This is a genomic window from Rahnella sp. BIGb0236, assembly GCF_004364755.1.
Lineage (GTDB): Bacteria > Pseudomonadota > Gammaproteobacteria > Enterobacterales > Enterobacteriaceae > Rahnella > Rahnella victoriana.
Genome location: NZ_SOAO01000001.1, coordinates 463,096 through 482,583, shown reverse-complemented (window position 1 = coordinate 482,583; position 19,488 = coordinate 463,096). Strand labels below are relative to the sequence as shown.

At 55.2% G+C, this 19,488-nt stretch carries 16 protein-coding genes; 11 read left to right on the top strand and 5 right to left on the bottom strand.

Annotation, left to right across the window (positions count from 1 at the left end; all coding sequences use genetic code 11):
• Entirely contained in the window at positions 1 to 924 is a 924-nt protein-coding gene (locus tag EDF78_RS02115) for a LysR family transcriptional regulator (protein WP_133822402.1), read from the bottom strand.
• Positions 925 to 1,082: 158 nt separating this feature from the next.
• On the opposite strand from EDF78_RS02115, the gene EDF78_RS02110 reads away from it, so the two are divergent.
• Positions 1,083 to 1,955 carry a fumarylacetoacetate hydrolase family protein gene (locus EDF78_RS02110; protein WP_095925414.1) on the top strand — a complete coding sequence of 291 codons (873 nt, stop codon included), beginning with the start codon at positions 1,083 to 1,085 and terminating at the stop codon, positions 1,953 to 1,955.
• Between the two features lie 4 nt (positions 1,956 to 1,959).
• On the opposite strand, the gene EDF78_RS02105 is transcribed toward EDF78_RS02110, so the two are convergent.
• On the bottom strand, positions 1,960 to 3,360 hold the full coding sequence (locus tag EDF78_RS02105; RefSeq protein WP_133822401.1) for a PTS transporter subunit EIIC: 1,401 nt from the start codon (positions 3,358 to 3,360) through the stop codon (positions 1,960 to 1,962).
• A gap of 322 nt (positions 3,361 to 3,682) precedes the next feature.
• Between EDF78_RS02105 and EDF78_RS02100 the strand changes: the two genes are divergently transcribed.
• On the top strand, positions 3,683 to 4,882 hold the full coding sequence (locus EDF78_RS02100; protein WP_131694356.1) for an enolase C-terminal domain-like protein: 1,200 nt from the start codon (positions 3,683 to 3,685) through the stop codon (positions 4,880 to 4,882).
• Here the strand turns inward: EDF78_RS02100 and EDF78_RS02095 are convergent.
• Complete coding sequence (locus tag EDF78_RS02095; protein ID WP_133822400.1) at positions 4,879 to 5,589, bottom strand: GntR family transcriptional regulator; 711 nt, start codon at positions 5,587 to 5,589, stop codon at positions 4,879 to 4,881. The genes EDF78_RS02100 and EDF78_RS02095 overlap by 4 nt on opposite strands.
• A 207-nt stretch (positions 5,590 to 5,796) precedes the next feature.
• On the opposite strand from EDF78_RS02095, the gene EDF78_RS02090 reads away from it, so the two are divergent.
• Both EDF78_RS02090 and EDF78_RS02085 read left to right on the top strand, forming a co-directional pair.
• Complete coding sequence (locus tag EDF78_RS02090; protein WP_095925410.1) at positions 5,797 to 6,048, top strand: helix-turn-helix domain-containing protein; 252 nt, start codon at positions 5,797 to 5,799, stop codon at positions 6,046 to 6,048.
• 3 nt (positions 6,049 to 6,051) lie between these two features.
• Positions 6,052 to 7,347: a type II toxin-antitoxin system HipA family toxin gene (locus EDF78_RS02085; RefSeq protein WP_133822399.1), complete on the top strand. Its 1,296-nt coding sequence runs from the start codon at positions 6,052 to 6,054 to the stop codon at positions 7,345 to 7,347.
• A gap of 70 nt (positions 7,348 to 7,417) precedes the next feature.
• Here EDF78_RS02085 and EDF78_RS02080 read toward each other — a convergent pair whose 3' ends face one another.
• Entirely contained in the window at positions 7,418 to 9,895 is a 2,478-nt protein-coding gene (locus EDF78_RS02080) for a membrane-bound PQQ-dependent dehydrogenase, glucose/quinate/shikimate family (RefSeq protein ID WP_133822398.1), read from the bottom strand.
• A gap of 380 nt (positions 9,896 to 10,275) precedes the next feature.
• Entirely contained in the window at positions 10,276 to 11,163 is an 888-nt protein-coding gene (locus tag EDF78_RS02075) for a LysR family transcriptional regulator (protein WP_095925407.1), read from the bottom strand.
• 141 nt (positions 11,164 to 11,304) lie between these two features.
• Between EDF78_RS02075 and EDF78_RS02070 the strand changes: the two genes are divergently transcribed.
• The 7 genes from EDF78_RS02070 (at position 11,305) to EDF78_RS02040 (ending at position 19,426) form a co-directional block, all read left to right on the top strand.
• A complete protein-coding gene (locus EDF78_RS02070) occupies positions 11,305 to 12,870 on the top strand; it encodes an ABC transporter substrate-binding protein (RefSeq protein WP_133822397.1) in 1,566 nt (521 codons plus the stop codon).
• Positions 12,871 to 12,949: 79 nt separating this feature from the next.
• Positions 12,950 to 13,834: a dihydrodipicolinate synthase family protein gene (locus tag EDF78_RS02065; RefSeq protein WP_119825760.1), complete on the top strand. Its 885-nt coding sequence runs from the start codon at positions 12,950 to 12,952 to the stop codon at positions 13,832 to 13,834.
• Complete coding sequence (locus EDF78_RS02060) at positions 13,831 to 14,781, top strand: nucleoside hydrolase (protein ID WP_119825762.1); 951 nt, start codon at positions 13,831 to 13,833, stop codon at positions 14,779 to 14,781. The genes EDF78_RS02065 and EDF78_RS02060 overlap by 4 nt, the downstream gene beginning before the upstream one ends.
• Positions 14,782 to 14,785: 4 nt before the next feature.
• Entirely contained in the window at positions 14,786 to 15,736 is a 951-nt protein-coding gene (locus EDF78_RS02055) for a nucleoside hydrolase (protein ID WP_095925403.1), read from the top strand.
• Positions 15,733 to 16,707, top strand: a complete 975-nt coding sequence (locus tag EDF78_RS02050) for an ABC transporter permease (RefSeq protein WP_133822396.1) — start codon at positions 15,733 to 15,735, stop codon at positions 16,705 to 16,707. Before EDF78_RS02055 ends, EDF78_RS02050 begins: the two co-directional genes overlap by 4 nt.
• On the top strand, positions 16,707 to 17,624 hold the full coding sequence (locus EDF78_RS02045; RefSeq protein WP_133822395.1) for an ABC transporter permease: 918 nt from the start codon (positions 16,707 to 16,709) through the stop codon (positions 17,622 to 17,624). Before EDF78_RS02050 ends, EDF78_RS02045 begins: the two co-directional genes overlap by 1 nt.
• Before the next feature lie 2 nt (positions 17,625 to 17,626).
• The gene (locus EDF78_RS02040; protein ID WP_133822394.1) at positions 17,627 to 19,426 is read left to right on the top strand and encodes an ABC transporter ATP-binding protein; all 1,800 of its coding nucleotides are present in this window, start codon (positions 17,627 to 17,629) and stop codon (positions 19,424 to 19,426) included.
• Positions 19,427 to 19,488: the final 62 nt, after the last annotated feature.

Here is a 19,488-nt window from a genome sequence, read left to right as displayed (position 1 = left end):
TCAGTCTTCCAGGATCCGGCGGGCTTCCATCTGCATTTTCTGCCCGACGCTTTTGGTCACGTCGATCACTTTCTGCGTGGCCGGAGATAAAAACGCACCTTCCAGCCAGGTGATCCCGACGCGCCGTTCCATCACTAACTGATCGTTATCGATACGGACCAGCCGCGAGATAAACTCCTCTTCGACCAGAATGTTCTCGGATAAAAAGCTCAGTAATCCGCTTTTGGCGATCAGCCCCGGCACAGACGCCAGCGAGCTGATTTCGACTTTGACGTCGGGCGCCGGACAGTGATTCTCATAGAACATCTTGTCCAGCCACTTGCGCATCGACACGGTTTTTGCCGGTAAAATCCAGCCGTAACGGCTGAGTTCGCGCAGGCTGGCCGGTTTGCCCGCCAGCGGATGATCGCTCGACGCGGCAACAATCACCCGGTCGGCGGTCACCGGCAACTGCACCACCGGGCTGTCGTAATTCACCAGCGGCCCGATGATCACATCGATGGCATGGCGCTCCAGCAGGGCGAACAGCACGTCATTCATGCCGATCTGGATTTCCAGTTTCATGTTCGGCACCTGCGATTGCAGCATTTTGCAGATTTCAGGCAGTAAGAACTGCGTCGCAGAACCTGAGACGCCCACGCGAACGATCCCGCCCGCGCCGCTGCTCAGTTCATTCATGATTTCGCCGATTTCAAGATAGGCACTTTGCAGCGACAGACCGCGCTGATAAAGCACGCGTCCCGCTTCGGTCAGCTCAAGCCCGCGACCTGCCCGTTTGAACAGTTTGATGTTCAGTTCTTTCTCAAGACGGGTGATAGATTTCGAAAGTGCAGGCTGAGTTATATTTAAATTTTGTGACGCAAGTCTCAAATTCATCATCTGCGCAGCGGTGACGAAATAGTCTAAGTCTCTGTTATTTAACATTGATTCCTGAAATTCATCGATTAGGTAATAAAATATAGTAGAAGGCATGAAAGGCAGGGTCAATAATCTCGCGATCTTCACGGTGGCCCGGGCGTCATCGCGAAGACAACGCCAGCGAATTCACCTGTTTTAAGTAAAATAAGAAACTAAGTGCATCTATGAAAATTGTTAATTTCACCATCAATAAAGACCAGACCAAAAGCTTCGGCATCTTTCAGGCAGAGGGCATCATCGATGTCGGATACCATGCGGGATGCCGTGACATTAACGAATTCATGGCACGCCATTCGCTTGAGGAACTGCACCGCTATGTCGGGCTTCCGGCGGATCTTCAACTGAACGACATCACTTTCCTGCCGGTGATTGACCGTCCGGGGAAAATTTTCGGTGTGGGCATGAACTACGCGGAAAAACGTAAAGAATTCAATGAAACCAGCGATGCGCCGACATTGTTTGTTCGCTTCGCGGATTCCCAGGTGGGCCACAATGGCACCATTATCAAACCGGCCTCTTCTGAGCAGTTTGATTATGAAGGCGAACTGGCGATTGTGATTGGTCGTACAGGCCGCAATATTTCAGCCGACGATGCGCTGGATTATGTCGCCGGTTACAGCTGCTATATGGATGGCTCGGTGCGCGACTGGCAGCATAAATGGTATACCGCCGGTAAGAACTGGCCTTCCACCGGCGCGTTTGGCCCGTGGATGGTGACGCCGGATGAAGTGGGTGACCCGCAAAATCTGAGCATCAAAACCTGGCTGAACGACCGTCTGGTGCAGGACGATACGACCGCCAGCATGATCCACACTATTCCGCAGATGATCGCTTACATCAGCACCTTTACCCAGCTTTCGCCGGGCGACGTGATCATGACCGGCTCACCGGGCGGCGTAGGTAAAACCCGCGTACCGCCATTGTTCCTGCATGAGAATGACAAGATTGAAGTGGAAATCGAAAATATCGGGCGGCTGACCAACCTTATTCAGAACGCACCGCTGTCTGAGATAACACATTCCAGAACAGCGGCCTGATCCCTTAACGAACCGCATCCACCAAAGGCACCGTTTCTCCGGTGCCTTTATTTTTAACGACCATCAGATAGGTCAGGGTGAATGACAGCCCGAGCGACAGTATCACGCCCATCACAATGTAGATGAAATACGGACCGATGTAGGCGGGCAGGCTGAAAATGCTCGACAGAATATAGCCATACAAGCGCACTCCAAAGAAGGCGATAAATGCCGAGGCCACGGAGCTGCTGAGGGTGGTGGCAATAAACGCTTTTTTGTAGCGCGTCAGTACGCCGAACAGCGCCGGTTCGGTGATCCCCAGCAAACCGGAAATCGCCGCAGACAACACCACAGATTTCTGTTCGCGGGTTTTAACGTGGAAGTAAATCGCAAAGGTCGAACCGGCAATCGCCATGTTGGCCATAAACATCATCGGCATCAGCATATCCCAGCCCTGATCGGTGAAGTTCTGCAAGGCAATCGGCGTCATCGCATGATGCATACCGGTGAGGATCGCCACCGGGCGGATCGCGCCGACAATAAATCCGGCAAAGACCGATGACACGTCGAACAATCCCTGAATGCCGAACGCCAGCAACTTACCGAGATAAATTCCTGCCGGACCAATCAGCGTCAGCGACACCAGCGCCGCAATAAACAAGGTCAGCGTGGGGGTAAACACCGTTTTCAGCACATCCGGCATGATTTTATCCACCCAGCGGTGGATGTAACTCAGCGCCAGCACGGAGAAAATCACCGGGATCACGCTGGCCGAATAGTTGAAGACAGACACCGGCAGTACATCCATAAAATACAGCGCGGTGGGCGCTCCGGCGGTATGACTGGCGAGTGCTTTCGCGGCGTCCATCAGCGTCGGGTACATCAGGCAGGCGGCGACAGCAGCGGCCAGATACTCATTGGTTTTGAAGATCCTCGCTGCGGATACCGCGAGGAAAAACGGCAGGAAGTAAAACACGCCGCTGGCGATCAAATCGATGATCATTACCGTTTCGCTTTTCGACGAAATGACCTTTAAGGCAATCAATCCGGCCAGCAAGCCTTTGATCATCCCCGCGCCGGCAATGGCCGGAACGATCGGGCCGAACACCCCGGAGACGGTATCCATGAACATCGATACCAGGCTTTTTCGTCCTTTTGTGGAAATATTTCCTGTTGCTGTTTCTGAAACACCGGACACCGGATCAAGCTGCGACACGATCGCCTCGTACCAGACATTCACTTTCGGGCCGATGATGATCTGCACCTGTCCACTCTGGCTTTGCGCACCGAGAACGCCGGGCAGATTTTTAATCTCATCCCAGGCCACTTTATTTTCATCGCGCAAATCGAAACGCAGACGGGTCATGCAATGCCAGACTTTATTAATATTTTCCGCACCACCCACCAGTTTTATCACTGATTGCATTATTTCTGTATTCACCCTGAACCCCGCGACGACCCGTTAATTATTCATTGTCAGATGGAAGGGGAGTGTAATGACGCCCATTTTTAAAAACAAACCAATAAAATAGGATCTGCGTCACAAATCTTCACTGACAGGCCGTGTTTAAAGGCGGGGAGGTTAAATTGGTCTGTTTTTTATGAAGAATACGACCTGCTTTTAAACCAAAATAAAGTCATGAAATTAAGGTTTACAAGCAGGATAAAAATACGGTGAAATAACCGCAATACGAATATTCCCGCCGTCTTTTTTTGAAAAGGCATCACGGTTTTTATTAAGGATGAATATGCAGCCTGCGCTGATTACCAATATCGAATGCCAGATAACCCGCCCCGATCGCCATAATTTAGTGGTGGTCAGAATTGAAACCGATCGTGGTGTTTTTGGCCTGGGCTGCGCGACGTTCCAGCAGCGCCCGCTGGCGGTCAAACTGATGGTCGATGAATATCTCAAACCGCTGTTAACGGGGCGCGATGCGAATCACATTGAAGATCTCTGGCAACTGATGATGGTAAACGCCTACTGGCGTAACGGGCCGGTGATCAATAACGCGATTGCGGGCATCGATATGGCGTTGTGGGATATCAAAGGCAAGCTGGCGAATATGCCGCTGTATCATTTGTTTGGCGGTAAATCGAAGGATGCGGTTACTGCCTACAGCCATGCGGCGGGCGAAACGCTGGAAGATCTTTATGGCGAAGTGGATCGTTTGCTGGCCGAAGGTTACCGCCATATCCGCTGCCAGCTGGGTTTTTATGGCGGCAATGCGCGTGATTTTCACAGTACCCGCGAACCGACGGCGGGGGCGTATTACGATCAGGACCAGTACATCGACAACACGCTGGCGATGTTCAAAGCGCTGCGTGAAAAATACGGCAATCAGTTCCATATTTTGCACGACGTTCACGAACGGTTGTTCCCGCAGCAGGCGGTACAGTTTGCCAAAGCCGTCGAACAATACCGGCCCTATTTTATTGAAGACATTCTGCCGCCGGATCAGAACGAATGGCTGGCGCAGATCCGCAGTCAGACCGCCGTGCCGCTGGCGACCGGCGAACTCTTCAATAATCCGGCGGAATGGAAAGATCTGATTATCAACCGTCGGATCGACTTTATCCGCTGCCACGTTTCGCAAATCGGTGGCATCACCCCGGCGCTGAAACTGGCGCATTTCTGCCAGAGTTTCGGTGTACGTCTCGCGTGGCACTGCCCGCCGGACATGACGCCGATTGGTGCGGCAGTGAACACGCACCTGAATATTCATCTGCACAATGCGGCGATCCAGGAATTCGTGGCATATCCCGCCAATACGCAGCAGGTCTTTCCGGGCGCACAGGCACCGGAGAACGGCTATTTTTATCCGGGGGAAGAAGCAGGGATCGGCGTGGGCTTTAACAGCCAGGCCGCCGCAGAATTTCCGGTGGTGTACCGGCCGCACGAATGGACGCAAAGCCGCCTGCCCGACGGCGTGATCCACACGCCTTAAGTCTGGCGAAAGGCCAGATTGTCCTGATTAAACGGGATGATGTAGGTGCAGGAATAATCGATATCGATGATGTCGCTGAACGCATAAACCTTGCCGCCCTGCAAAATGCCTCTGTTGGTAATGTGCATGGCGGCAATGCCTTTTTTACACCCCAGAATTTGCGCCTGTTCCTTGCTGACCGTTACCGCCTGATAACGGGTGAGGGAGTGCGAAATCACATAGCCTTTGCTCAGTACATATTGCTGGATCGAATGCTCAATGGTTTTCTGGCTCAGATCGCCAAACTCCCGTGCCGGCATGCGGGAATATTCAATCTGGACATTGCGCTGGCTGATGCGCCGCAGGCGGGTGAACGCCCAGATAAAATCATCCCCGCTCAGATCGAAAACCTGTTGCTCTTCTTTGTCCGGCCGCCGCTTGTGCAGTTCCAGCATGCGGAAGCTGATGTCCGCGAATTTCTTTTCGGTGATTGAGTTGTACACCAGCGGATTGCTGCTCACGCCGGGATTAATGTAAGTCCCCGATCCCTGCACGATACGCACCGCGCCGATGCTCACCAGTTTTTCCATCGCCTTGCGCACGGTAAACCGCGACACGCCATATTCTTCTGCCAGCTGGCGTTCTGGTGGCAGCTTTTCCGGCAAGGATCCGCTGTTCTGATAAATCTTGCTCAGTAAATCCTGAGCGATAAATTCGCTTTTTTTCATGAGGTTTCATCCGAGCGTGGAACCGGTATTTGAGCATGAGGAGACGGTAGTGGGCAAATTACAGCCTGTAAACTGTATTGTTCGTTAACAGCTTACAGGCTGTATTATCCCCTAAAAGGGATATTCTTATGCTATCCGCTACAGAGGATAAAAGTTGATTTATCCCTTACAAGGGATACACTGAGAATATCCGCCGGGAGGGATAATATGAACATTACTTCTGCAAAAATGCTCGCGAATGCGCTGCGTAATGAGCGAAAAAAGCGCAAACTCAGCCAGAGTAAAACGGCTGAAACCATTGGCCTGAAGCAGTCAACGGTTTCTGAGTTTGAAAATTATCCTGACGGAACCCGTCTGGAAACCCTGTTCAAATTACTGGCAGCGCTGGATTTAGAGCTCCAGATCACGCCAAGAGATAGCAACCCTCAGGAAAAAACGTCCTGGGATCAGGAGTGGTAATACATGGATAAGTTAACGCTCGCATTAAATGGCATAACTGTGGGTACGCTGGAAAAAGGCGGCAGTGGTGAAATGTCATTTGTTTATCATCACAGCTGGCTCAGTCGCCCAGGAGCCCGTGCCATCTCGTTATCATTACCTCTCCAGCAAGATAAATTTCGGGGCGCGGTGGTGTATAACTTTTTCGACAATCTCCTTCCCGATAGTGAACAAATACGCAGCCGTATTCAGGCTCGCTTCCAGATCCCGACCAAACAACCGTTCGATTTGCTCTCGAGAATAGGCAGTGATTGCGTCGGTGCTATCCAGCTTTATCCTGAAGGTGATCCCGTTGCACCTGTCACCCGGATCCACGCACGGCCACTCAGTGATGAAGAAATTGAACAGCTTCTGCAAGGCTATAAAGAAGCGCCCTTAGGCATGGAGGCCGAAATTGACGACTTCCGAATTTCTCTGGCCGGTGCGCAGGAAAAAACAGCATTACTCTGGTATCGCGGGCAGTGGCATCGTCCGCAGGGAAGCACACCCACAAGCCATATTCTTAAACTGCCTATCGGTTACATTGCTAACAATGGTATCGACTTAAGCGACAGTGTTGAGAACGAATGGCTGTGTCTGAAGATAGCGGAACAATTCGGATTTCCGGTCGCGCAGTGCGACATGACCCGTTTCGGCAGGCAAAAAGTATTAGTCGTAGAACGTTTTGATCGTCGCTGGTCGCAGGATGGATCCTGGCTGATGCGTTTACCTCAGGAAGATTTTTGTCAGGCGCTGGGTGTTGCTCCTGCATTGAAATATGAATCAGATGGCGGTCCCGGGATTGCGCGTTCAATGACGCTTTTGCTGGGTTCCCAGCGAGCCAGCGCAGACCGGGAGATGTTTTTTAAAAGCCAGATCCTTTTTTGGATGCTGGCCGCCATTGACGGTCATGCGAAGAATTTCAGTGTTTATATTGAGCCGGGGAGTGCATACCGTATGACGCCACTTTATGACGTGATGTCGGCATTTCCTCTGATGCATCCAACAGGTATTCCGGCGAAGAAAGCCAAAATGGCGATGGCGGTACTCGGTAATAACCGGCATTTCCACTGGGACAGGATCCTGCCCCGTCATTTTGTTTCAACGGCGCAACGGGTCAGTTACTCGCAAGAAAACGTGTCAGCCATGATGACAGAAATGAAAGAAAAAACAGAACAGGTGATTGCAGAAGTGGAAGCCAGGCTGCCGGTTGATTTTCCGGCAAAAATCAGCCATGCAATTTTTGAAGGACTCCGGCGTCAGGCGGCGCGGTTGCCTTAACAGCTAAAACTCCTCCAACAAAAAAGCCCGCCGGTCTGCACCGGCGGGCTTTGTCATTTACTGCTAAATCTTACTTCTCGTCAGGCAGTGCGTAGGCAATCACGTAGTCGCCGCGTTCTGCGGACTGACGTGCGCCACCGGCGCTGATGATGATGTACTGTTTACCGGTTTTCGGTGAAACGTAGGTCATCGGGCCAGACTGGCTGCCGACCGGCAGACGGGATTTCCAGATTTCTTTACCGGTTGCGGTATCGAACGCACGCAGATAGAAATCCTGCGTACCGGCGAAGAACAGCAGGCCGGATTGCGTTGACAGGCTCGCGCCCAGCGTTGGCATACCGACTTCCATTGGCATGCGCATTTTGATGCCCAGCGGACCGGTGTCTTTCACCGTTCCGACCGGCACCTGCCAGACGATTTTACCGGTTTTCAGGTTAACCGCAGACATGGTACCGAACGGGGGTTTCTGGCACGGAATGCCCAGCGGAGACAGGAAACGCTCGCGGACTGCGCCGTAAGGCGTACCGTCCATCGGCACCATCCCCATCTCGATACCGCTTGCGCCGGTCGGAACCTGTGCACGCGGCACCATGTAGTTCGCCAGACCCAGACGCATATCATTCACGAACATGATGGCGTTGTTCGGGTCAACCGAGACGCTGCCCCAGTTCATGCCGCCCAGAGAACCCGGGAATTGCAGGGAACGATCCAGACCCGGAGGCGTGTAAACGCCTTGGTGACGCATGCCTTTAAACTCGATGCGGCACAGCAGCTGATCCATTGGTGTCGCGCCCCACATATCAGACTCTTTCAGCGTCTGGTTGCCGATGTTTGGCATACCGACAGAGAAAGGCTGCGTTTTGGAGTAGCGTTCACCAGGGACGTTACCCTGCGGTACTTCACGGTTTTCGACTTTCGCGACCGGCTGGCCGGTTTCGCGGTTCAGCATGAAGATCATGCCTTGTTTGGAGGTCTGCACCAGAACCGGCGTGCTGCCACCTTTACCGTCCGGCAGGTCATACAGCAGCGGCTGAGACGGCAGGTCGAAGTCCCACAGGTCGTGATGCGTGGTCTGGAAGGTCCAGCGGACTTTACCGGTGGTCACGTCTACCGCAACAACAGAAGAACTGTATTTGTCATCCAGCTCGGTACGTGTGCCGCCGAAGAAGTCCGGCGTCGCGTTACCGGTTGGCATGTAAATCAGACCCAGTTTTGGATCGTATGACATGGCCGACCAGACGTTCGGCGTACCACGGGTGTAGGTCTGACCTTCCGGTGGCAGTTTGGTGATGTTCGGGTTACCCGGATCCCATGCCCACATCAGTTCGCCGGTGTGCACGTCAAATGCACGTACCACGCCCGGAGGTTCGCCGGTGGAGAAGTTATCCGCTACGCGACCGCCAACGACAACCACGTTACCCGCGACCAGCGGGGTAGAGGTTTGCTGGTAGTAGCCAGGTTTCACTTCGCCCATACCGACTTTCAGGTCAACCACGCCGTTGTCACCGAAATCAGCACAAGGCTTGCCGGTGTCAGCGTTGATGGCGATCAGACGCGCATCTATGGTTGGCAGGAACAGACGACGTTCGCAGGTGCCGCTGACGGTGCCGCCGGTCGCAGCAGGCGTTTGCGGGGCGTTAGTGGCTGGCGCGGCAGCTTCTGAGGCTGCGTTCGGGCTTGCCGGCTCAGCAGCAGGCACGGCGGCAGGTTGTGCCGCGGGTGCCTGTGGTGCGGCGCTGTTCTCGTAATAGCCCAGACCACGGCAACGCTGCCAGTTAGGCGCGGTGGAGTTGGAATCGTAAGACCACAGCTTTTTGCCGTCATCAACGTTCAGGGCGATCACTTTGCTGTATGCGGTACACACAAACAGCTTGTCACCGATTTGCAGCGGGGTGTTCTGGTCTTCAGCGCCGGAGCCGTTGCTCTGTGGGATATCGCCGGTATGGGCAGTCCACGCAACCTGAAGTTTATCCACGTTGGATTTGTTGATCTGATCCAGTGCAGCAAAACGGTCGCCTGCGGTGGTGTTACCCCAGTTTTCCCAGTTCTTCTGCTCTGCACCTTTGTCTACCGGTTTCACCGGCACCTGATCGTTGTCGGCGCTGATGATTGGCGTTGGCACGAAGGTGTTACCGAAAGCAGCAATCAGCGCGACAGCCAGGACAGCCGCCAGCGAGAAGCTTGGCCCTTTACGCGCCACCAGACCCGCACGTGCTTTCAGCAGCGGATAAGCCAGAGCGACCAGGAAAGCCAGCACGCCGAAGGTGAACAGGCGGGAGAACAGCGGCCAGAACGTGAAGCCCGCGTCCCAGACAGCCCAGATAACAGAAAGCACAAAGGCCACGGCATACAGCCAGGCACCTGAAGGCTTACCTTTGAAAATTAAAACGGCGGAAACGATGAGCGCCAGACCCATCAGCAGGAAGTAAACACTTCCTCCCAATGTCGCCAGATACGCGCCACCGATACCGAGTGTCAGACCGATGACGACCATCAGCGCACTCAGCAGCCAGAGGAGCCAGGTCCACTTGCTATTTGTTGTTGGCATGATTTATCTCACTGCATAGTTGTAGAGAACTGTTGATGAAAAGCTGGTAACACTTAATGACCACCCGTTATTAAATGAACCAAATAGAACAATTTCGCGCAAATAGTAATACTTCTCATCGAGGTTGTGAATGTGTAACGAAGAGTTTGAAATTAGGTAAATTATTATAGATTAGATTAATCTTTATGCAGGGAATTTTTATGCGTTGATTTTAAAGAATAAAATAAAGTGTGTTATTCAATATATTAATGATTTTTAGATTATATATACGTTTTTTATCTAATAAGTCGCACTTAACATCCACGCCCTTTTTTGCATAAAAGCAGGAATGTCACATTTTGGACTCACTGGTACGATTTGCGCGAACCTGACGGGGCGTTTTACAGATAGCCTTCGATTAATGTCTTCATTTCACGGGTGATATGTTCCACCAGACGGCTTTTGGGGATCTGCGGCGGGAAGACGGCGAGATAGGCAATACTTATGTCTGGCGTAAAAGGTTTGAGCACGATGTCGCTTTTGTGGCTGCGTGCGGTGATGAAATCGACCACGCCGATCCCCAGATTATTGCCCGCCATCACACAGCAATTGTGCAGCGAGGTTTCGATCGGGTTGTTCATATAAAGGTCGAGACGGCTCATCACCTGGTCGAGTTGTTCACGCAGCGGCGTTTTGCGTCCGGGAATAATCGGCCGGTAACGTGTCAGATCCATCGCCGTGACCACGTCTTGTTTTGCCAGCGGATGACGCGGCGACATCACGGCCACGGCATTCGCCCGCGCCAGCATCTCGGCTTCCAGCCCTTTCACATCCGGCTTGCCGAAAATAAAACCCACGTCGTACTGATTGCCGGTCACCACATCGGTGATGTGCGTGGTGCTTTCGATATCCAGAAACAGCGAAATATCGCCAATACTCTCGATCAGCGGCGGCAGAATGTGTTCGACGCACAACGCGGAGAGCGCCGCCACGGTGCCAATACGCAATACGCTGCCTTTGGAATGGCGGATTTCATCGGCGATACGTGAAATATGTTCAAGTCCGAGGTACAAACGCTCGACTTCACGGTACAACTTGATGGCATCATCACGCGGGATCAGCCCGCGTCCGTCACGGTCAAACAGCTTCAGATCGACGGCATATTCGAAGTCACGGATCAGCCGGCTGACCGCGGGCTGCGTGATGTTCATCATATTTGCCGCTGCGGTGATACCGCCGGTGAGGATCACCTTATGAAAGGCTTCGACCTGTCTTGGATTAATTTTCATAATATATCCTCAAAATCCATAACATTTGTTTATGGATGTAACACAAAATACAATTTTCAATTCAGAAGTCCACCCCCTAGACTCGAATTCACGATCTGACACACATTGCCTGAAAATCTAAAAAAATTAAGGGTTAAATGCATGAGAAAGTCCGTTCTGGCAGGAGTGCTTTCACCGGCACTGGCCACATTTTTCGTTTTATCTTCCCCCTCTGTGCAGGCCGCTGATCTGAATATCGGCCTGGCTGCCTCAACGACGTCAATGGATCCGCAGTTTTACGTCGGCGGTGCCAACAGCGCGATGGCGCGTAACATCTTCGACGGACTGGTGAATCAGGATGAAAAACAACATATTACGCCTGCCCTCGCCGTGTCATGGAAAGTCATTAATGACACCACCTGGGAATTCGCCCTGCGCCCCGGTGTGAAATTCCACGACGGCAGCGATTTCACCGCCAAAGACGTGATTGCCAGCGTGAAGCGCGTGGCGCTGGCCTCGAAAAACAGCCCGAGTGCTTATACGCCGTACGTTAACGATATTGCTGACGTCACCGAAGTGAACCCGCTGACGGTGAGAATTGTCACCAAAGCGCCCACACCTTTATTGCTGAACAACTTAAGCCGCGTCGCGATATTACCGGCGCGTCTGGAAACGGTAGGATCGCCAACCCTTAATGAAGGGAAAGATGTCATCGGCACCGGCCCGTTCAAATTTGTCAGCTGGACGCCCGACGATAATGTGGTGCTGGCGCGCAACGACCAGTACTGGGGCGGGAAAGCGCAATGGGATAAGGTCACGCTGCGTGTGTTCAAAAACCCGAGTGCCCGCGTGGCCGCCATGCGTTCCGGCGACGTGGATATGATTGAAAGCGTGCCGACGGCAGACGGACGGGATCTGGGCAAACAAACCAGCCTGCATCTGGAATCCGTGGCCGGTAACCGCATTTTGTATTTACACCCGGATCAGGACCGCGATGCGTCGCCGTTCGCCAAAGGGCCGGACGGCAGCAATCCGCTGAAAAAACGTGAAGTGCGTGAGGCGATGTCGCTGGCGATAAACCGTCAGGCGATTGTGGATCGCATCATGGACGGGCAGGGCGTACCGGCGTCGCAGCTGGTGCCGAAAGGCTACTTTGGTTACACGCCGTCGATTGCCGCACCGGTGTACGATCCGGCGAAAGCCAGACAGTTGCTGGCGCAGGCCGGTTATCCGGACGGTTTTACGCTGACCTTCCATGCGTCGAACGACCGTTATCCGAACGATTCGAAAATTGCGCAGGCGCTCGGCCAGATGTTCAGCCGTGTCGGCATCAAAACGGATGTCGTGACCATGCCGGGCAGCGTGTATTTCTCACGGGCGTCTAAACGCGATTTCAGCCTGATCATGGGCGGCGCGGCGATTGAAACCGGGGAAGCCTCCGGCGTGCTGGGACCGTTGCTCGAAACCTTCGGGCCGAATGGCGGACAGGGCAATCGCGGGCGTTACTCGAACCCTGAATTTGATAAAACGCTGGCACAGGCGCGGGAAACCCTCGACGACGGCCAGCGTGAGAAGTTGCTGCAACACGCCACAGAGATTGCGATGAAAGACGAAGGCACGATCCCGTTGCTGTTCCTTTCCTACACCTGGGCGATGAAGACACCTTATACCTACGTTGGCCGCTCCGACGGCTACACGTTGCCGTACTTTGTGCATGAGAAACAATAAGTCGCGCAGAGTGCATACCGAACCAAGGCGGGAATAGAGCACCAACACCAGGGTTGTTCTAAGAAAAGAGAGAGAAGCTATGACTTCTTTTAGCGGTGTGTATCCCTATCTGGTTTCGCCGGTCACCCCCGGCGGCCAGATAGACAAACCGGTGCTAACCGCACTGGTTGAACATCTGATTAACAGCGGCGTGCAGGGTCTGACGCCACTCGGCAGTACAGGTGAATTTGCATACCTCAGTGCAGAACAGCGCACAGAGGTGGTCAGAACTGTCGTCGAAGCCGCACGGGGGCGCGTTCCGGTTATTGCCGGAGTGGCGGCCACCACCATTCAGGACGCTGTGGCGCAAACCGCTCGCTACGTCGCTCTGGGTGTCGACGGTATTCTGGCGATACTTGAGGCCTACTTCCCGGTGCCCGAACAGGGCGTCGAGGATTATTTCCGTGCCATCGCGACCGCCGCAGGCAAACTGCCGGTCGTGCTGTACACCAATCCGCAGTTCCAGCGTTCGGATCTCAGCCTGCCGGTCATCGAGCGGCTGAGCCACGTGGAAAATATTAACTATATTAAAGATGCCTCGACCAATACCGGCCGGTTGCTGTCGATCATTGAACGCACGCAGGGACGGATGCAGGTGTTTGCCGCATCGGCGCATATCCCGGCCTGCGTGATGCTGATTGGCGGCGTGGGCTGGATGGCCGGTCCGGCCTGTATTGTGCCGAAGCAAAGTCTGGCGCTGTATGAAGCCGCAAAACAAGGCGACTGGAAGAAAGCGATGGAGTTGCAGCGTCCGCTGTGGCGCATCAACGAAATCTTCGCCAAATACTCCATCGCCGGTTGCATCAAGGCGGCGCTGCAATTACAGGGCTTTGAGGTTGGCGATCCGCTGCCGCCGCAGGTACCGCTCAACGATGCCGCGCGTCAGGAAATCGCTGACGTTTTACGATCTGTGGGGGCGCTGTGAAAACCATACCGGTGATCATTGACTGCGATCCGGGCATTGACGATGCCATCGCGCTGCTCAGCGCGTTCGTCGCACCGCAACTGAATATCCTCGGCATCTGCACCGTATGCGGTAATCAGCCGCTGGCGAATACCACCCGCAATGCGCTGCAAATCACCGAGCTGGGTTACCGGCTGGATATCCCGGTGTTTGCCGGTTGCCACCAGCCGCTGTTGCGCGCGCCGATCCACGGCCAGTTCCACGGCGAGAACGGTCTGGGCAATACGGCCTTTCCCGCGCCGCAAAAACAGGCCGAATCCCTTCACGCCGTTAACTTTCTGATCCGAAGTTGCGAACAGGCCGCAGAGAATAATCAGCCCCTGACGTTGTGCGTGCTCGGACCGCTGACCAATCTGGCGACGGCGCTGCGCATGAAACCGGGCATTGCCGCCGGTATCGGTCGCGTGGTGCTGATGGGCGGCGCATACCGTGAAGCGGGCAACCGCACCATGACCTCCGAATTCAACATGCTGGCCGATCCGCACGCTGCGCATGTGGTGTTTTCTTCAGATCTGAACATTACCGTGTTGCCGCTCGATGCCACGCATCAGGTGATCCTGACGCCGGAACATGTGGCGAAATTCATCAAAGTCTCAGGACGGATTTCCGCGCCGCTGGGCGAGCTAATGGCGTTCTGGGATCGCAACGACGTCCGCCGTTACGGTTCTCGCGGCGGGCCACTGCACGATCCGCTGGTGATGGCTTACGTGCTGGCACCGGAACTGTTTGGCAGCGAAAAAGCGCGGGTGTTTGTCGAACATGACAGCGAGTTGTGTATGGGACAAACCGTCGCCGACTGGTACGGCAAGTCTGGGCAGACGCCCAATGTCGATATCGTTACGCGCGTGGATGCCACTAAAGTCTTCACGCTGTTTTACGAACTGCTTTCACGTTATGCCGGGAAATGATCTTATGAGCCAGCGCATCATTATTGATACCGATCCCGGCGTGGATGACGCCATCGCCCTGTGGCTGGCGCTGGCCTCGCCGGAACTGGACGTCCTCGGCGTCACCGTGGTGGCCGGCAATGTGGCGCTGAAAGATACAGTGCGAAACGCCTGCAAAATTGTCGCGTTATCCGGCAAGACCGGCACGCCGGTGTTTGCCGGTGCGCCGGGACCGCTGGTGCGTGAACAGGTTTACGGCAAATACGCCCACATCGGCGCGTTTAACGATGAACTGGTGCCGGACAGCCATCTGCAACCCCAGGCGGAACACGCGGTGGATTTTCTGGTGCGCACCTTACGACAGGCCGCAGAAGACAACGATCCGGTCACGGTCTGCGTGATTGGCCCGATGACCAATATCGCGCTGGCGCTGGGTATGCATCCTGACGTGGCCCGCGGCATTAAACACATCGTGACCATGAGCTGCGCGTTTACTGCCCTCGGACACCGCGTCCCCTGGGCGGAATTCAACGTCTATGCCGATCCGCACGCGGCGGAAAAAGTGTTTAACAGCGGCGTGCCGCTGGTGATCATGCCGCTGGATCTGACCTTTCAGGCGCTGATTGGCGCGGATGATATCGAGGCACTGAAACAGGACGGCGGCCTGCCGGGCAAGGCCATAGCCGCCTTACTGAACGCGTTTGACCGCAGTGATCTCAACCGTTTTGGCCGTGAAGGCGGGCCGGTTCATGATGCGGCGACCATTGCGTGGCTGTTGCAGCCGGGATTGTTCTCCGGTCAGCCCGCCCGCGTCGGGGTGGCGGTGTCCGGTAACACTGCTGGATACACCTACGCAGATTTCTGGCACAAACTGGCGACGCCGCCCAATGCGATGGTCATGCAGACCGTCGATGAATACGGCTTCTTCAGCCTGCTGCGCCGCGTGCTGTCCCGTTATGGCGATGCGCAGGCATGAGCCGTTACCTGCTGGGACGTTGCGGACAGACACTGCTGACGCTGTTCGTGATGTCGCTGCTGGTGTTTGGCGGCGTGTATCTGGTCGGCAATCCGGTGGATTTGCTGCTCAGTACCACCGCGACGCCCGCTGAGCGCCTGAGCGTGATCCAGTCTTTTGGCCTCGATAAACCGGTGTGGGAGCAATACGGCCTGTTTGTGGTCAACGCGCTGCACGGCGATATGGGCAACTCCTTTATCTACAATCAGCCCGCGCTGCACCTGATTTTTCAGCGAATGCCCGCGACGCTCGAACTGGCGCTGGTGGCCTTTGTCCTGGCGCTGGTGATTGGCATTCCGCTTGGCGTCTATGCCGGTCTGCGTCCTGACGGCGTGTTATCGAAGTCGATCATGACCGTCTCGATTTTAGGCTTCAGCCTGCCGACATTCTGGATTGGGCTGATGATGATCATGCTGTTCAGTGTGAAACTCGGTGTGCTTCCGGCGTCCGGACGCGGCGCGACGGTGGAGGTTTTCGGCGTCCCGCTCAGCCTGTTTACCGCCGACGGCCTCGCGCATCTCATTCTCCCCGCTTTCAATCTGGCGCTGTTTAAAATCTCGCTGATCATCCGCCTGACCCGCGCCGGTGTGCTCGAATGTCTGCAACAGGATTTCATTCGTTTTGCCCGCGCCAAAGGCTTATCCGAAAGCCGCATCGTGCTGGTTCACGTATTGAAAAATACCCTGATCCCGCTGATTACCGTTATCGGCCTGGAACTCGGCTCGCTGATCGCCTTCGCCGTGGTGACCGAAACCATTTACGCCTGGCCGGGGATGGGCAAACTGATCATTGATTCCATCGCCGTGCTCGACCGCCCGGTGATCCTGGCGTATCTGATGATCACCGTGGTGATGTTCAGCCTGATTAACCTGCTGGTGGATGTGCTGTATGTGCTGGTCGATCCGCGTGTGCGGCTGGGGGACGAAAACTGATGGCGTCTGATTCCGTTCACTCGCGTACCGCCGTGCAGGGCAAACCGCACTCCGCGTTTTACCAGACCGTGCGGGCGTTGCTGCGTAACAAATTCTCACTGTGCGGCCTGATCATGTTAGGCATCGCCATTGTGCTGGCAGTACTCGCGCCGTGGATTTCGCCGCAAAACCCTTACGATTTATCACAGCTCGATATCATGGATGGCCGCCTGACACCGGGCACCGCCAGTATGAGCGGCATGACCTATTGGCTCGGCACCGACGATCAGGGGCGCGACTTGCTGAGCGCCATTTTGTACGGCACCCGCACCAGCCTGCTGGTCGGCGTCTCCAGCGCGCTGATCGCGCTGACGATTGGCGCGGCAGCCGGGCTTATCAGCGCCTACGCGGGCGGCAAAACCGATGCACTGATCATGCGTATTGTTGATATCCAGCTGAGCTTCCCGCCGATCCTGATTGCGCTGATTTTGCTGGCAGTTCTCGGGCAGGGCGTCGACAAAATCATTCTGGCGCTGGTGGTGACGCAATGGGCGTATTATGCGCGCACCATTCGCGGCTCGGCGCTGCTCGAACGCCGCCGCAGCTACGTGGACGCCGCGCGCAGCATGGCGCTGTCGAACCCGCGCATTCTGTTCCGTCATATTCTGCCCAACTGCCTGCCGCCGCTGATTGTGGTGGCGACCATGCGCATTGCCTACGCCATCATGCTGGAAGCCACGCTGTCGTTTCTCGGCATCGGTTTGCCGGTCACCGAACCGTCGCTCGGCCTGCTGATCGCCAACGGCTTTGATTACCTGATGTCCGGCGACTACTGGATCAGCGTCTTCCCCGGCATCACGCTGCTGGTGCTGATTGTGGCAATTAACTTAGTCGGTGACGCCCTGCGCGACATCCTCAACCCGCGCAATAAGGATTGATGATGCAAAATCCGGTGTTACAGGTCGATAAACTCAATACCGCGTTTTCCGTGGAAGGCGAATGGCTGAACGTGGTGCGGGATCTTTCCTTCTCGATTGGCCCGAAAGAGACGCTGGCGCTGGTGGGTGAATCCGGTTCCGGCAAAAGTGTCACGGCGATGTCTGTCATGCGTTTGCTGGATGAAAAGCACACCCGCTATTCCGGCCGCATTCAGTTTGACGGTCAGGATCTACTCAGTCTCAACCGTTCGCAGATGCAAAGCATTCGCGGCAACCGCATCGGCATGATTTTTCAGGAGCCGATGACCAGCCTGAATCCGGTGCTGAAAATCGGTGTACAAATCACCGAAGTGCTGAAACGTCATCGCGGCATGGATGACGCCACCGCCCGCGCCGAAGCGGTGCGTTTGCTGGAAAAGGTCCGCATTCCGGCGGCTGCCTCGCGACTCAATGAATATCCGCTGAGCTTTTCCGGCGGTATGCGTCAGCGCGTGGTGATTGCCATCGCGCTGGCCTGTAATCCGCGCCTGCTGATTGCCGATGAGCCGACGACCGCGCTGGATGTCACCATTCAGGCGCAGATCCTGGCGCTGATCAAATCGTTGCAGGAAGAAGAGGGGATGTCCGTTCTGTTTATCACGCACGATATGGGCGTGGTGGCGGAAGTGGCGGACCGCACGCTGGTGATGCACCGGGGCGAAGCGATTGAACAGGCGACCACGCGGGAAATCTTCCATCTGCCAAAACAGCCTTACACGCGGGCGCTGTTATCAGCCGTGCCACGGCTCGGCGCGATGAACGGCGTGGCGTTGCCAAAGCGTTTCCCGCTGACTGACATGCAAACCGGACAACCGCAACCGGTCGCAGAATCGGTCGATACCCTGCGCCCCGGTCAGCCGGTGCTGGAGGTGAAAAACCTGATCACCCGTTTCGATGTGAGATCCGGCCTGCTGCGCCGGGTGTCCGCCCGCGTGCATGCCGTCGAAGATCTGTCATTCAGCCTGCAGCCGGGCGAAACCCTGTCGCTGGTGGGCGAATCCGGCTGCGGTAAATCCACCACCGGACGCACCATTTTGCGTCTGACCGAAGCGACCTCCGGCGAGGTGCTGATCCGCGGGCAAGATATCCGCCGCGCAGACAGCGCGCGGCTGGCGGAAATCCGCACGCAGGCGCAGATGATTTTTCAGGATCCCTACGAAAGCCTGAACCCGAGAATGCGTATCGGACAGGCGATTGCCGAACCGATGGTCAGCCTCGGATTGCACAACGCGGAAAGCGCGAAACGCCGTGTGGCGCAACTGCTGGAACAGGTGGGATTGCAAAGCAATATGGCGACACGGTTCCCGCATCAGTTTTCCGGCGGCCAGCGGCAGCGCATCTGCATTGCCCGCGCACTGGCGCTGGAACCGAAAATGATCATCGCCGATGAAGCCGTGTCGGCGCTGGATGTGTCTGTAAAAGCGCAGGTGATCAATCTGATGCTCGATCTGCAACAGCAACTCGGGCTGGCGTATCTGTTTATCTCGCATGACATGGCGGTGGTGGAACGCATCAGCCACCGTGTGGCGGTGATGTATCTGGGAGAAATCGTCGAAATCGGTTCGCGGGCGGATATTTTCGAAAACCCGCAGCACGCCTACACCCGCAAACTGCTGGCTGCCGTGCCGGTGCCCGATCCGGATGTTCACCGTAAACGCACCGTGGTACCGGAAGAACTCGCCAGCCCGCTGCGCGCAGCGAATTATCAGCCGCCAGCCCGCCATTACCGTGAAGTCAGTGACGGGCATTTCGTGCAGGTTTAGCGGGGGCATTTATTGGGTGTTCTTGCGGTACTTTATACTGAAATCGCTTTTACATTCCATTT

Excerpts from the sequence above, each read along its gene's own strand:
- EDF78_RS02115 (WP_133822402.1), bottom strand. The coding sequence starts at position 924 with ATGTTAAATAACAGAGACTTAGACTATTTCGTCACCGCTGCGCAGATG.
- EDF78_RS02110 (WP_095925414.1), top strand. The coding sequence starts at position 1,083 with ATGAAAATTGTTAATTTCACCATCAATAAAGACCAGACCAAAAGCTTC.
- EDF78_RS02105 (WP_133822401.1), bottom strand. The coding sequence starts at position 3,360 with ATGCAATCAGTGATAAAACTGGTGGGTGGTGCGGAAAATATTAATAAA.
- EDF78_RS02100 (WP_131694356.1), top strand. The coding sequence starts at position 3,683 with ATGCAGCCTGCGCTGATTACCAATATCGAATGCCAGATAACCCGCCCC.
- EDF78_RS02095 (WP_133822400.1), bottom strand. The coding sequence starts at position 5,589 with ATGAAAAAAAGCGAATTTATCGCTCAGGATTTACTGAGCAAGATTTAT.
- EDF78_RS02090 (WP_095925410.1), top strand. The coding sequence starts at position 5,797 with ATGAACATTACTTCTGCAAAAATGCTCGCGAATGCGCTGCGTAATGAG.
- EDF78_RS02085 (WP_133822399.1), top strand. The coding sequence starts at position 6,052 with ATGGATAAGTTAACGCTCGCATTAAATGGCATAACTGTGGGTACGCTG.
- EDF78_RS02080 (WP_133822398.1), bottom strand. The coding sequence starts at position 9,895 with ATGCCAACAACAAATAGCAAGTGGACCTGGCTCCTCTGGCTGCTGAGT.
- EDF78_RS02075 (WP_095925407.1), bottom strand. The coding sequence starts at position 11,163 with ATGAAAATTAATCCAAGACAGGTCGAAGCCTTTCATAAGGTGATCCTC.
- EDF78_RS02070 (WP_133822397.1), top strand. The coding sequence starts at position 11,305 with ATGAGAAAGTCCGTTCTGGCAGGAGTGCTTTCACCGGCACTGGCCACA.
- EDF78_RS02065 (WP_119825760.1), top strand. The coding sequence starts at position 12,950 with ATGACTTCTTTTAGCGGTGTGTATCCCTATCTGGTTTCGCCGGTCACC.
- EDF78_RS02055 (WP_095925403.1), top strand. The coding sequence starts at position 14,786 with ATGAGCCAGCGCATCATTATTGATACCGATCCCGGCGTGGATGACGCC.
- EDF78_RS02050 (WP_133822396.1), top strand. The coding sequence starts at position 15,733 with ATGAGCCGTTACCTGCTGGGACGTTGCGGACAGACACTGCTGACGCTG.
- EDF78_RS02045 (WP_133822395.1), top strand. The coding sequence starts at position 16,707 with ATGGCGTCTGATTCCGTTCACTCGCGTACCGCCGTGCAGGGCAAACCG.
- EDF78_RS02040 (WP_133822394.1), top strand. The coding sequence starts at position 17,627 with ATGCAAAATCCGGTGTTACAGGTCGATAAACTCAATACCGCGTTTTCC.